The organism is Dactylosporangium sp. CA-052675 (assembly GCF_050947935.1).
In the GTDB taxonomy this organism is placed as follows: Bacteria; Actinomycetota; Actinomycetes; order Mycobacteriales; family Micromonosporaceae; genus Dactylosporangium.
Map to the genome: position 1 here is coordinate 1,513,856 of NZ_CP192010.1, position 13,217 is coordinate 1,527,072.

General features: G+C 73.7%; 8 protein-coding genes. 4 read left to right on the forward strand and 4 right to left on the reverse strand.

The genetic code is table 11. The annotated features are described in order from the left end of the window. The first annotated feature begins 3 nt into the window (after window positions 1-3). A complete protein-coding gene (gene gatA, locus ACQP1P_RS06745) occupies window positions 4-1,479 on the forward strand; it encodes an Asp-tRNA(Asn)/Glu-tRNA(Gln) amidotransferase subunit GatA (RefSeq protein ID WP_433084156.1) in 1,476 nt (491 codons plus the stop codon). Window positions 1,480-1,490: 11 nt separating this feature from the next. On the opposite strand, the gene ACQP1P_RS06750 is transcribed toward gatA, so the two are convergent. After that, entirely contained in the window at window positions 1,491-1,667 is a 177-nt protein-coding gene (locus ACQP1P_RS06750) for a DUF4236 domain-containing protein (protein WP_350624267.1), read from the reverse strand. A 76-nt stretch (window positions 1,668-1,743) separates the two neighbouring features. On the opposite strand from ACQP1P_RS06750, the gene gatB reads away from it, so the two are divergent. Beyond that, a complete protein-coding gene (gene gatB / locus ACQP1P_RS06755; RefSeq protein WP_433084159.1) occupies window positions 1,744-3,237 on the forward strand; it encodes an Asp-tRNA(Asn)/Glu-tRNA(Gln) amidotransferase subunit GatB in 1,494 nt (497 codons plus the stop codon). A gap of 451 nt (window positions 3,238-3,688) precedes the next feature. Here gatB and ACQP1P_RS06760 read toward each other — a convergent pair whose 3' ends face one another. Beyond that, on the reverse strand, window positions 3,689-5,323 hold the full coding sequence (locus ACQP1P_RS06760) for a metallophosphoesterase family protein (RefSeq protein ID WP_433084161.1): 1,635 nt from the start codon (window positions 5,321-5,323) through the stop codon (window positions 3,689-3,691). Between the two features lie 62 nt (window positions 5,324-5,385). Further along, window positions 5,386-6,573 carry a PQQ-dependent sugar dehydrogenase gene (locus ACQP1P_RS06765; protein WP_433084163.1) on the reverse strand — a complete coding sequence of 396 codons (1,188 nt, stop codon included), beginning with the start codon at window positions 6,571-6,573 and terminating at the stop codon, window positions 5,386-5,388. Between the two features lie 130 nt (window positions 6,574-6,703). On the opposite strand from ACQP1P_RS06765, the gene ACQP1P_RS06770 reads away from it, so the two are divergent. After that, window positions 6,704-7,621: a 2-hydroxyacid dehydrogenase gene (locus ACQP1P_RS06770; RefSeq protein ID WP_433089874.1), complete on the forward strand. Its 918-nt coding sequence runs from the start codon at window positions 6,704-6,706 to the stop codon at window positions 7,619-7,621. A gap of 5 nt (window positions 7,622-7,626) precedes the next feature. Here ACQP1P_RS06770 and ACQP1P_RS06775 read toward each other — a convergent pair whose 3' ends face one another. Further along, a complete protein-coding gene (locus ACQP1P_RS06775) occupies window positions 7,627-8,070 on the reverse strand; it encodes a PH domain-containing protein (protein WP_433084165.1) in 444 nt (147 codons plus the stop codon). 221 nt (window positions 8,071-8,291) lie between these two features. Between ACQP1P_RS06775 and ACQP1P_RS06780 the strand changes: the two genes are divergently transcribed. Next, complete coding sequence (locus ACQP1P_RS06780; protein WP_433084167.1) at window positions 8,292-13,139, forward strand: hypothetical protein; 4,848 nt, start codon at window positions 8,292-8,294, stop codon at window positions 13,137-13,139. Window positions 13,140-13,217 lie beyond the last annotated feature (78 nt).

A 13,217-nucleotide genomic window follows, 5' to 3' on the forward strand; every position in this document is an offset into this window, starting at 1 on the left:
GCCGTGAGTGACCTGACCAAGCTGTCCGCGGCCGAGCTGGGCCGTCGCCTGGACGCGAAGGAGGTCTCGGCCGTCGAGGTCGCGACCGCGCACCTGGATCGCATCGAGGCCGTCGAGGACAAGGTCCACGCATTCCTCTACGTCGACCGCGAGGGCGCGCTCGAGGCCGCCCGCGCCACCGACGAGCGCCGCGCCCAGGGCGCCGCGCTGGGCCCGCTCGACGGCGTGCCGATCGGCGTCAAGGACGTCATCACCACGCGCGGCGTGCCCACGACCGCGGGCTCGAAGATCCTCGAGGGCTGGCGCCCGCCGTACGACGCGACGATCATGACGCGCCTGCGCGAGGCCGGGCTCGTGATGGTCGGCAAGACCAACATGGACGAGTTCGCGATGGGCTCCTCGACGGAGTACTCCGCCTACGGCCCGACGTACAACCCCTGGGACACCACGCGGATCCCGGGCGGCTCCGGCGGTGGCTCCGCGGCGGCGGTGGCCGCGTACGAGGCGCCGCTGGCCATCGGCACCGACACGGGCGGCTCGATCCGCCAGCCGGCCGCCGTCACCGGCACCGTGGGCGCGAAGCCGACCTACGGAGGCACGTCGCGGTACGGACTGATCGCCTTCTCCTCGTCCCTCGACACGCCGGGCCCCTGCGCGCGGACCGTCGAGGACGCGGCGCTGCTGCACGCCGTCATCGGCGGCCACGACCCCCGCGACTCGACCTCGATCCCGCAGCCGGTGCCGGACGTCGTCGCGGCGGCGCGCCTCGGCGCGACGGGCGACCTGAGCGGCGTGCGCCTGGGCCTGGTGAAGGAGTTCGCGGGCGAGGGCGCCGAGCCCGGGGTCGCCGCGGCGTACCGTGAGTCGATCGACGCCCTGGTGAAGCTGGGCGCGGAGATCGTCGAGGTGTCGTGCCCGAGCTTCAAGTTCGCGCTGCCGGCCTACTACCTGATCGCGCCGAGCGAGTGCTCGTCCAACCTCGCGCGCTTCGACGGCGTGCGCTACGGCCTGCGCACCGGCGACGACGGCAAGCACTCGCTGGAAGAGGTCATGTCGCTCACACGCGACGCGGGCTTCGGCCCGGAGGTCAAGCGCCGCATCATCCTCGGCACCTACGCGCTGTCGGCCGGGTACTACGACGCGTACTACGGCCAGGCCCAGAAGGTGCGGACGCTGATCACCCGCGACTTCACCGCCGCGTTCGAGGTCGCCGACGTGCTCGTCGCGCCGACCACGCCGTTCGTGGCGTTCCCGCTGGGCTCGCGCACCTCGGACCCATACCAGATGTACCTGGCGGACCTCTACACGATCCCGTCGAACCTCTACGGCGGGCCGGCCATCTCGGTGCCGGCCGGCACGAGCGAGGGGCTGCCCGTCGGGCTGCAGATCATGGCTCCGACGATGGCCGACGACCGGATGTACCGAGTGGCGGCCGCGCTGGAGTCAGCGCTGCCGCCACTCGTCCCGCCGGCGTTGTGACCGCGGCCGGATCAGCCCCGGCTGCCCTGGCGCCAGGAGAACGGGCCGGGCAGGTCCACCCGGTTCTTCTTGCTACGGGAGTTCCACGACCAGGGGCCCAGCTTGAAACTCCACGAGGAGAAACCGTCCTGCGTGAAGTGGAAAATGAACGGGCCGATCTTCTTGCTCTTCCGAAACTGCACCGGCATGACGTCGCTCCTTCCAGGTGTGCGAGGGATACCCAATGTCGTGCGTTGATACACCAAGGCTGAAAGCAGGCACTTCATGAGCACCGTGACGCACTTGTCGTACGAGGAGGCGGTGGCCGCGTTCGAGCCGGTCATCGGCCTGGAGACGCACGTCGAACTCGGCACCAACACCAAGATGTTCTGCGGCTGCCCGACCGTGTTCGGTGCCGAGCCCAACACCCAGGTCTGCCCGGTGTGCCTCGGGCTGCCCGGCGCCCTGCCGGTCGCCAACCGCGCCGCGATCGAGGCCACGATCCGCATCGGGCTCGCCCTGAACTGCTCGATCGCGCCGTGGGGCCGCTTCGCGCGCAAGAACTACTTCTACCCGGACATGCCGAAGAACTTCCAGATCAGCCAGTACGACGAGCCGCTGTGCGTCGAGGGCTACCTCGACGTCGAGGTCGACGGCGAGATGGTGCGCATCGGCATCGAGCGCGTGCACCTCGAGGAGGACACGGGCAAGACGCTGCACGTCGGCGGCGCGACCGGGCGCATCCACGGCGCGACGGAGTCCCTCGTGGACTACAACCGGGCCGGGATCCCGCTGGTCGAGATCGTGACCAAGCCCGTCCCGGGCACGGGCGCGCGGGCGCCGGAGATCGCCAAGGCGTACGTCGCCGAGCTGCGCGACGTCATCCGCACCCTCGGCGTCTCCGACGTGCGCATGGAGCAGGGCTCGATGCGCTGCGACGTCAACACCTCGCTCAACCGCCCCGGCGCGCCGTGGGGCACCCGCACGGAGACCAAGAACGTCAACTCCCTGCGCAGCGTCGAGCGCGCCGTGCGCTCCGAGATCATCCGCCAGGCGGGCGTGCTCACCGACGGCGGCACGATCACCCAGGAGACGCGCCACTTCCACGAGGACACCGGCGACACGACCTCGGGCCGCAGCAAGGAGACGGCGACGGACTACCGGTACTTCCCGGAGCCCGACCTCGTCCCGCTCGCCCCGTCGGCCGAGTGGATCGAGGAGCTGCGCGCCGCCCTGCCCGAGCTCCCGCGCGTGCGCCGCGAGCGCCTGCAGTCCGAGTGGGGCTTCAGCGACCTCGACATGCAGTCGGTGATCAACGCCGGCGCCGTCGAGCTCATCGCCGCGACGGTGGAGGCCGGCGCGTCGGCCGCGTCCGCGCGCAAGTGGTGGCTCGGCGAGCTGGCCCGCCGCGCCAACGAGACCGAGACGGAGCTCGACGCCCTGGGCGTGACCCCCGCCGCGGTCGCCGAGCTGCAGTCCCTGGTCGACAGCGGCAAGATCAACGACAAGCTCGCGCGCGTCGTCCTCGAGGGCGTCATCGCCGGCGAGGGCACGCCGTCCGAGGTCGTGACCGCGCGCGGCCTGGAGGTCGTCTCGGACGAGGGCGCCCTGACGAAGGCCGTCGACGAGGCGATCGCCGCCAACCCGGACATCGCCACGAAGGTCCGCGAGGGCAAGGTGGCGGCCGCGGGCGCCCTGGTCGGCGCGGTCATGAAGGCAACGGGCGGCAAGGCGGACGCCAAGACCGTGCGCGAGCTGATCATCGCGCGGCTGTCCTGACGGTTCGGTCCATTTTTTGCTCGGGTCCGCGTCACTTGCGGACCGTTGCTCCCGCCAGACAAATGGGCGGTCCCGGAGGGCCTTCGGCCGGATGGGACCGCCCAGCCAGGCCCGCGGTGCCAAGGACGAAGAACCCGCCGTAACTTCTGCCGCGACTCCCAGCCGCCCCGAAGGTCCCCGCGCGCCCGGCTCCGGCTCTCGCATCCCGGCACCTTGTAGAGCCGCGCTCCCGGCCCCGGCTGTCGCACCTCGCCCTCTCGCAAGCCGCTCCCGCGCGCCCGGCCCCGACCCGCCTCGTCGTACCGCCGGCTCCGAATCGCGCACCTCGTCAACGCCCCCGAGCGCCACGACCCGCCCGCCGAATCCCCCCAAACCGGATATACAACCCGACAGGCGAAAAATCCGAAAAGTCGTGGCGCGGAGCGCCCGACTTTTCGTGCCCAAACGATCCCTACGGCGTAGGACTCAGCGACGGAGCCGGCGACGAGGACGACGACGACACGGACGGAGCCGGTGCCGCAGCACCCTTCGTGTCCGGCTGCACGATGTGTCGCTGCAGCGCCACCTCGGTCAACCCGGTGCCCCCGACCTGGATGTCGTCGTAGGCGGAGAGGTGGCGGTCCTCGTCGAAGTACAGGATGGACAGCGCGAGCGGCAGGGGCTTCGAGCTCTCCAGCCCGCGCAGCCCCGCCCCGCCCGTCGAGCCCTCCACCATGAGCAGGGTGCGCTCCTGCAGGGCCCGCGCGGCCGCGGACGGCGAGACCGAGGCCGAGGGCGACGTCGCGGGAGCCGGCAGCGCGGCCGGCGCGGCCCCGCCCGGGTTCGGGTTGAGGCGCGTGATCGAGCGCTCGTGCTTGTGCCCGGCCAGCACCAGCGGGCAGAGCCCGGCGAGCTCCTGGGCCGCCACCGGGTCGTGGACCATCGCGACGTCAACCGGCTTGGCGCTGGAGCGGATCTTCTCCGCCAGGATGTCGCCCGAGGTCACGACCTGCTGGTGCTGCTCTTCGTTCGACTCGTCCGTCGACTTGTCCGGCGTGAACCGCGGATCGCCGATGCCGGCGAAGGTGAGCCCCTTCACGGAGACGATCGTGTCGTCGAGCACCGTGGCGTTGGGCTGCCGCGCGACCGCGGCGGCGGTGACGGCCGAGTCGTGGTTGCCGCGGATGTAGAGGTATGGGACCTTCAGATCGCCGATGACGTTGACGTAGGACGCCTCGGGCTCGCTGCCCCAGTCGTTGATGTCGCCCGTGTCGACGATGATGTCGATGTCGAACTGGTCCGCGACCGAGCGCACGACGCCCCAGGCCGCCGGGTTGAGGTGCATGTCGGAGATGTGCAGGACCTTGGTGGTGCTCCGGTCCGGCTCGTACACGGGCAGCGCCGAGATCGTGCCGTAGAGCTTGCTGACGTTGAGCACCAGCTTCTGCAGCTGCGAGCGGTACTCCTCGTACCGGTCGGTGATCCGCTTCGCGTCGCCGATGATGGCGGGGGCGTTGACGAGCAGGCCGCGGTACGTCGGCTCCTGGATCGCCGCGGGGTTGAACGTGAGCAGCGTCGCGGCCCCGGTCGAGGCGAGCACCCCGATCACCACGAGGCCCCCGACCGCCGTCTCGCGCCGCGCCCGGAACACCAGCGCGACCAGGATCATCGCGCCGAGCAGGCCGCAGCCCGCCGTCTGCAGCGCCAGCCGCCGCACGCCGAGGCTGAGCTGGTCGACCGCGTCGTGGCTGATCTGCTCGAGGTTGCCGGACTTCGCCGCGAACGCGCGGGTGCGCGCCTCGTCCAGCGACTCCAGCCGGATGCGCAGGTGCACGGGGCCGTCGTGGCTGTCCAGCTCCAGCGAGCCCAGCGGCGGGATCTCCACCGAGGTGTCGCCGTGCCACGACGGGGCGAGCGAGAGCTGCGCGCGGAAGGGCCCGATGTCCTGCGTCGTGGTCCCGCCGAGCTCGACGCCGATGATCATCCCGACCACCGCGACGGCACCCACGAGCAGCCCGCGGCCGATCCGCCGCAGGTGCGGGTGTCGCGGCGCCCGGGCGCGGCCGCTCCCGGGCCCGGCCGGGTGCCGCCGGCGACCGGCGGCCATGATGATCGCGCGGCGACGGGCCCGTCGGGTGGCCAGTGCGGCACGACGGCGGAACGGCGAGATCAACTCTTCCCGGCCTCGCCGACGTCGCTGATCACCAGGCGCAGGAGCATGTCGTCATCCGCCTTCGGCGTGCCGCGGCCGTCCTTGTTGGACGTGGAGATCCACAGGCTGCCGTCGGGCGCGACCGCGGCCGCGCGCAGGCGACCGTACTTGTCCTGCAGCAGCGGCACCGGCGCACCCAGGAGCGTGCCGGCCTCGGTGACCTGCATGACGTACATCCGCTGCCCCTTCAGGCACGAGGTCACCAGGTAGCCGCTCAGGTAGGCCAGCCCCGCGCACGAGGCGTCGGCGGTCTTCCAGGTCATGATCGGGTTGGTGAACTTCGGGTCGGTGCCGCGGCCCTCGACCGTCGGCCACCCGTAGTTCTTGCCCGCCTCGATCACGTTGAGCTCGTCGGCATCGCTGGCCCCGTACTCCATCGCGTACATGCGCTGGTTCTTGTCCCACGCGAACCCTTGCACGTTGCGATGTCCATAGCTGTACACGGCGGTTCCGAACGGGTTACCGGGCGCCGGCTTCCCGTCCGGCTGGATGCGCAGGATCTTGCCGCCGAGGCTGTTGAGGTCCTGGGCGGTCTCGGGCTTGTTCCCGTCGCCGGTGGCCACGTAGAGCAATCCGTCCGGCCCGAAGCGCAGCTGGCCGCCGTTGTGGATGCTGGCCTTGGGGATCCCGGTCAGGATCGGCACCGGCGCCTGCCCGAGGGTCAGCTTGGCGACGCGGTTGTCGTCCTGGGCGGTGTAGTACACGAACACCGTTTTGTCCGTGTCGTACTGCGGCGAAACCGCGATCCCGAGCAGTCCGCCCTCGCCGCCCGGCACCGCGGCGTCGATCTTCTGCAGCTCCGCCACGAGCATGCCGTCGGACGTGGTCTCCTTGCCGACCTTGAGCAGCCGCTTGCTGTCACGCTCGGTGACCAGCCCGGAGCCGTCCGGCAGGAACGCGATGCCCCACGGCACCGCCAGCCCCTTGGCCAGCACGGTGATCGAGACCTCGGCCCCGCCCTCGTCGCTGCCGCCGGAACTCGACGGCGACGGGTACGGCGAAAGCTTCGGCGGCGATCCCAGCTCGTCCGGCGGCGGTGGCCCGAACGAGCAGCCCGCGAGGGCGAGGACCGCCGCGGCCGCGCAGAGCACGGCGAGGCTCCGACCAGCGGGCCGGCGGGCAGAACGGTGCGTCCGGGCGTTCACCCGGCCAAGCGTAGCGTTGCCGCCCGGGAGCCACCTTTTCCACCGTCGTTCCCCACCCCGCGCGTCTTGCGCATATCACCGCGCGCGTCGTTTTGCCCCCGCCGCGGGGACCTGCATCATCGAGCGCATGGTGAAGATCTGGGTCGCCCACGAGTACGGCTCGGAGCTCCTTCGCGCCGCGACCGCGCGGCCGGAGGCGGTCGTCGAGGTCATGCCGGCGCCGGGGGAGCTGCCGTCGGACCCGGACGACGTGGCCTTCTGGGTGCCCCCGTTCCTGGCCAGGCCCGAGGTCACCGCGCTCGCCCACCGGATGCCGAAGCTGCGGGTCGTCCAGCTGCTGAGCGCGGGCGCGGACGCGTGGACGGGCCGGGTCCCGGAGGGTGTGACCCTCTGCGACGCCCGGGGCGTGCACGACTCCTCGACCGCCGAGTGGGTCGTCGGCGCCGTCCTCGCCTGCGTGCGCGAGTTCCCGTCGTTCGCGCGGGCGCAGGAGCGGGGGGAGTGGGCGTATCGCCGCACGGACGAGCTGGCCGGCAAGCGCGTGCTCATCGTCGGCTCCGGCTCGATCGGCCGCGCGACCGAGGCGCGCCTGGCCCCGTTCGACGTCGAGGTGACCCGCGTCGCGCGGCGCCCGCGCGAGGGCGTGCACGGCGTCGGGGAGCTGCCCCGGCTGCTGCCCGACGCCGATGTGGTGGTGCTGCTGGTACCGCTCACGCCCGAGACCCGCGGCCTCGTCTCGGCCGAGTTCCTGTCCCACCTGCGCGACGGAGCCCTGCTCGTCAACGCCGCCCGCGGCCCGGTGGTCGACACCGAGGCCGTGACCGCGACCGCGCGCACCGGCCGGATCGCCTACGCCACGGACGTCACCGACCCCGAGCCGCTACCGCCCGACCACGAACTGTGGCGCCTTCCTAACGTCTTCATCACGCCTCACGTCGCCGGCTCGGTGCCGGGCCTGTGGCGCCGCGGCTACACCCTCGCCGCCTCCCAGCTGCGCCGCTTCCTCGCGGAGGAGCCGCTGGACAACGTGGTCACCGACGGCTACTGAGCGCGCTAGCCGGCCGGTTGCGCGGCCCGCTCGGGGTCGTCCGCCGCGTCCGCGTCGTCCTCGCCGGCGGTGGTCGCGGCGCGGTCGGTCCCGAGGGGCTGTCCGCTGGCCTTGATCAGGCGCGGTACGTCCGCGGCGCGCACGGCGTCCAGCGGCACCAGGTGGCCGTTGGCCAGCCGCGCCTGCACCCGCGCACCGTCGACGACGAGACCGTCCACGGCGTTCCACGGGACCGTGCGGCGGCCGAACAGGGCCCGCACCGTGAACCCGCGCTCGTCGACGTCGGTTCCCGCGCGCCAGGCCCAGATGGTGACGGCGAGCGGAACCAGCAGCACCAGCAGGAACCAGACACTCTCGGCGAGCAGCGGAATGGCGCCGATCACGGTGATGCCCGCCGCCACGGCGAGGGCTGCGCTGCGCCGGAACTTGACCTTGACCTGGTTGCTCACACCGCCATCCTCCCACCTTTCGAGGAACTGCCCCCGGGCGCCCGGGCGGGCATACTGAGCGCCGTGGGGGATGAGAACGGCCGCCCTTCGCCGCCACGGGCGGCCGGGGTTACGCTCGGTGCCGTGTCAGACGAGATCGCGACCGGCCGGGGGGCTCGTCGAGCGATCCGCGACAGTATGTCCGGCTTTGTGGGAGCCTGCCCGTGGGGGGAGGGCAGAACGTGACCTCCACGTTCCGTCGCAACGCACCCGCCCCGTGGGCCGAGGGCATCAAGCGCAGCAAGCGCGTCGCCGTGCGCCCGACCGGAGCCGTGGCCGCCGGGCTGCTGGGCCTGTCGGTCCTGGTCGCGCTGGCCGTGGCCGGCTGGGCGATCAAGGAGCTGAGCATCCTGTGGGGTGCCGCGGCGATCCTGGCGCTCGCCGGTGTGGTGGTGCTCACGCTGCGCGGCTTCCCGCTCTTCGCGATCCTGACCATCGCCGCGGGCGCCGTCGCCTGGGGCGTGGCCACGCGCGGTCGCCTGCCCGACAGCTGGCTCGACCTCCTCGGCGTGCTGGGCTTTCTCGGGATCAATCTCGCTTATGTCGTACCGCTGGCAGGCGCTTTTCTCTCCGCACTCCTCCTCGACGCGCGGCGGGTGTCCCGCTCGTCCATCGACGAGGCCGTGAGCGGGCGCCGCTGGTGGGGCAAGCCCGACGACACGCTCCCGCGCCTGAAGGAGCTCGAGGCCATCCCGAGCTCCCGCTTCTTCGCCCTGGGCGAGGGCGGCTGCACGCATCTCGTCTCCGCCGGCCGCCGCGTCGCGCTGTTCCTGCCGACGGTCTGGCCCCACGGCGAGTTCACGATGGACGCCGCGGGCCAGGTCCTACGGGGCGGCCGCCTGTTCGTGCCCGGCTCGGAGGACGTCGACGGCCTGGCCGCGGAGGTGCACACCTGGCGCGAGCAGCTGGCCAAGGTCGGGGGTTCCGTCCGGGGGTACCTCGTGGTCGCCCCCTCCCGCGGCGACGTCTCCGAGGACCTGGTGATCTCCGTCGCACCCGGCGAGCACCTGCACCTCGTGCACGCCCACGAGATGGCGGACGCGGCCGGGCGCTGGCTGGCGGCCGAGCCGTACCGCGTCGACCTGCACGTCATGGAGCGCCTCCTCGTCCTCGCAGCGGGCAACGAGCTGCCGGAGCCCCTGTCGCTCCCGCGCACCTTCGCCCGCGAGGCGACCGCGTCGTCCGGCGAGCGCTCGGACGCGACGTCGCCCACGGACGCGGCGTTCGCCGCCGCGGCGTCCTCGCCCTCGGGCCCGCCCGCCGCGGCGGGCATGCCGACGGTGCTGGGCGGCGCCGGCGAACCCACCGCCCCGACCACCGCCTGGCGCCCGGGCAACGGCGTCATGCGTGCGCGCCTGAGTCGCCTGGCCAAGAGCGCCGCAGCCCGCGGCGAGCATGCGGATGCCACAATCGCGGGCTCCGAGCCAGCCCCTGAACCACCCACAGATGGCAACGGACCTGACCCCGCTACCCCGGAGGCCGCGTTGCGCTCCCATGCCGATTCCAACTTCGGCCCAGCGTCCCGCTTCGACCGCGATCACGACCGTGACGCGGATTTCGGCGCCCCGTCCCGCCGCGACCGCGACGCCGACTACGGCGCCCCCGCGCGCACCGACCGCGACCCGGACTTCGGTGCTTCGGCGCGTGCGGGCCGCGACTCGGACTTCGGTGCGGCGTCGGGCTTCGACCGTGACCGCGACCATGGAAGTTACTCGGACTTCGGTGCTTCCGCGCGTGCCGGCAACGACTCGGACTTCGGTGCTTCCGCGCGTGCCGGCAACGACTCGGACTTCGGTGCTTCCGCGCGTGCGGGCCGCGACTCGGACTTCGGCGTGGCGTCCGGCTACGACGCCTCGGCGCGCCCGAACGGCGAAGCCTCCTCCCGCCGGGGCGGCGACGCCTCCGCGCGCGGAGGCGATGGTGCCGCCGCCCGTGATGGCGCCTCCGCCGGCGGGGATGTCTCCTCGCGCAAGGACGACGACCCCGAGAGCTCCTGGGAGGCCCGCTTGACCCGCGAACTCGTCGGAAACTGGGACAACGACTCGGCCAGCCGGCTCGCGGCCTGGGCCGCGGAGGACACCTCCGAGCCCGACGCCCGCGCCTCCGCGCGGCGTGCCTGGTCCCCGATGGGCGGCGAGACCCCGGCCCCGGGCGAGCGCTTCCGCTGGTCGAGCGAGGCGGCGGACGACTTCCCCGTGGCGTACGAGGCGGGCAACTGGCTCGACCCCGCCACCGACGCCGAGCCGGCCCGCGCGGACGCCCGGCGCGAGACGCGCACCACCGATGCGAGCGGCGACTCCCGCACTCCCGAGCCGGACGCGGAGTCGCGGCGCGAGAACCGCGCTTCCGAGCGGGACGCGGACTCGTGGCGCGACTCGCGCGCTCCCGAGCCGGGCGCGGACTCGTGGCGCGACTCGTCCGCTCCCGAGCCGGGCGCGGACTCGTGGCGCGACTCGTCCGCTCCCGAGCCGGTAGCGGACACGTGGCGTGACTCCCGCGCTCCCGAGCCCGTGGCGGAGCCCTCGTGGCGGGAGACGCGCACGCCGGAGCCCGTCGCCGACTCATGGCGTGAGAACCGCGCTCCCGAGCCGGTGGTCGAGCCTTCGTGGCGGCAGACGCGCACGCCGGAGCCGGTGGCCGATTCGTGGCGTGAGAACCGCGCTCCCGAGCCGGTGCAGGAGCCGTGGCGGGATCGCCGGGCGCCCGAGCCGGTCGCGGAGACGCGGGCGCCCGAGCCGGTTGCTGACTGGCGTACGTCGGGTCGGGAGCCGTGGGCGTCCGACTCCCAGGACGCGGGGCGGGCGGACGAGCGGCCGGTTGTGGAATGGCCGCCGCCGGCCGAGTCGCGGGGAGCCGAGCGCCTTCCGGTGGACTGGCGGACGCCCGATTCCTCCGCGCCCGAGCAGCCCTCGGTTGACTGGCAGGGCGCGTCCGAGCCGTCCTCGGTCGACTGGCAGGCGGCGTCCGAGCGGCCGTCGGTCGACTGGCAGGCGGCGTCCGAGCGGCCGTCGGTCGACTGGCAGGCGGCGTCCGAGCGGCCGTCGGTCGACTGGCAGGCGGCGTCCGAGCGGCCGTCGGTCGACTGGCAGGCGGCGTCCGAGCGGCCGTCGGTCGAGTGGCGGTCCGCGCCCGAGCGGCCGTCCGTGGAGTGGCGGTCCGCGACCGAGGCGGGTCCGTCGCAGCGGCCGTCCGTGGAGTGGCGGTCCGGCGAGGCGCCCGCGGCGGGGCGTGGTGCCGATGAGGCGCGGCCGAGTGCGCGTCCGTCCGTCGAGTGGCAGCCGGCGGCCGAGAACGGCGCGACCGGGCGGCCGTCTGTCGAGTGGCGGCCGGCGGCCGAGAACGGCGCTTCCGGGCGGCCGTCCGTGGAGTGGCAGTCGGCGGGCGAGAACGGCGCGTCCGCGCGGCCGTCTGTCGAGTGGCAGCCGGCGGCCGAGCGGCCGTCGGTCGAATGGCAGCCCGCGGCGGAGCGGCCGTCCGTTGACTGGCAGCCCGGGGCGGAGGCCGGGCCGTCCGGTGACTGGCGGGCGGCGCCCCAGGCGGGGGCCGCCGGTGGTGGGGACTGGCGGAACTCGGAGCCGGGCCGCGAGCAGCAGCCGACGGCCGGAGAGGCGCGGCGGCGGCCCGAGCGGGCGGCCTTCACCGGGAGTCTGTTCGACGGCGACGCGCCCGAGCTCGTCGCCAAGCCGCTCGAGTTGCGGCGGTCCTGGGAGTCCTCCGATGCCGCGTCGCGGTCGATTCGGCGGCGGGACCGGCAGCAGGCGCCCGAGGGCGAGAGCGTCGACGCTCGGGAGCAGGGGCGGACCGCGAGCTGGCCCAGCGTGCCGGCGGCGGACGCCGATCCGATGACGGGCATGGGGCAGCCGATCGCGGCTCCGTCCGGGAACGGGCGTACCACCGACGCGTGGGAGAACCAGGCCGCGACCGGCAGCGGGCGTGCCGGTGATTCGTGGGAGCACCAGGCCGGTAGTGGCCGTGCCGGTGATTCGTGGGAGCACCAGGCCGGTAGTGGGCGCGCCGGCGATTCGTGGGAGAGCCAGGCCGGTAGTGGCCGTGCCGGCGATTCGTGGGAGAGCCAGGCCGGCAGCGGGCGTGCCGCCGACGCGTGGGACCCCAGGTCCGAGAGCCCGGCCGGGAGAGGGCCGAACGCGCAGGGCCAGGCCGCCGCCCCGGCCGCCGGTGGTTGGAACAGCCAGCCGTGGGCTCCGCATCCCTCCTCGGGCCGGGAGGCCCAGGCCCAGCCCGACCACGCGGCCGGGGGAGCGGCGAGCACCCAGCAGCCGTGGGAGGCTCAGGCGCCCAGCCGGGACGAGCCGGCCACGCAGGCGTGGCCGAGCCGGAACGGGCGTACCACCGACGCGTGGGAGTCCCGGCCGCAGCGGGCCCCGCGGGAAGCCGCGCCGCCGCCCGCTGGGCGCGGTGGTGAAGAGGCCTGGTGGGACGGGTCCGCGCAGGCGCCAGTGCCGCCGCCCGTCGTCGACGGTGGGGGCGGCAGCGGGGAGAAGACCAAGAAGTCCCGCTGGGGGCGCAACAAGGACAAGGACAAGAAGGAGCGCAGCGGCCCGGAGGAGACCGCCGGCGCCTGGGCCTCCGAGCCGGGCGAGCGCTGGGACAACCCCGGCGCGCCCCGCAACGGGGAGCCCGGCAACGAGGGCTGGGATCGCGCCGCGCCGTCCAGGAACGGGGAGCCCGGCAACGAGGGCTGGGATCGCGCCGCGCCGTCCAGGAACGGGGAGCCCGGCAACGAGGGCTGGGATCGCGCCGCGCCGCCCAGGAACGAGGAGCCCGGCAACGAGGGCTGGGATCGCGCCGCGCCGCCCAGGAACGAGGAGCCGCGCAACCAGGGCTGGGAGCGGGCCGCGTCGCGGAGTGAGGAGCCCGGCCACGAGGGCTGGAACGGCGGCGAGCGCATCCCGGAGCAGCGCAAACGCGAGCAGCAGCAGCTCTCCGCGTTCGAGGACCTCGCCCCGCTCGAGCTCAACCTCGACGAGGAGCCGAAGGAGAAGACCCGCAGGTTCCTGCGCCGGAAGTGATCGAACAGCCGAACGAGGGGGCGCGCCGCGTGCAGCGGAGCGCCCCCTCGGGCGTCAGCGCAGCGGGTAGGCCGAGAG

Excerpts from the sequence above, each read along its gene's own strand:
- ACQP1P_RS06750 (WP_350624267.1), bottom strand. The coding sequence starts at position 1,667 with ATGCCGGTGCAGTTTCGGAAGAGCAAGAAGATCGGCCCGTTCATTTTC.
- gatB (WP_433084159.1), top strand. The coding sequence starts at position 1,744 with ATGAGCACCGTGACGCACTTGTCGTACGAGGAGGCGGTGGCCGCGTTC.
- ACQP1P_RS06760 (WP_433084161.1), bottom strand. The coding sequence starts at position 5,323 with ATGGCCGCCGGTCGCCGGCGGCACCCGGCCGGGCCCGGGAGCGGCCGC.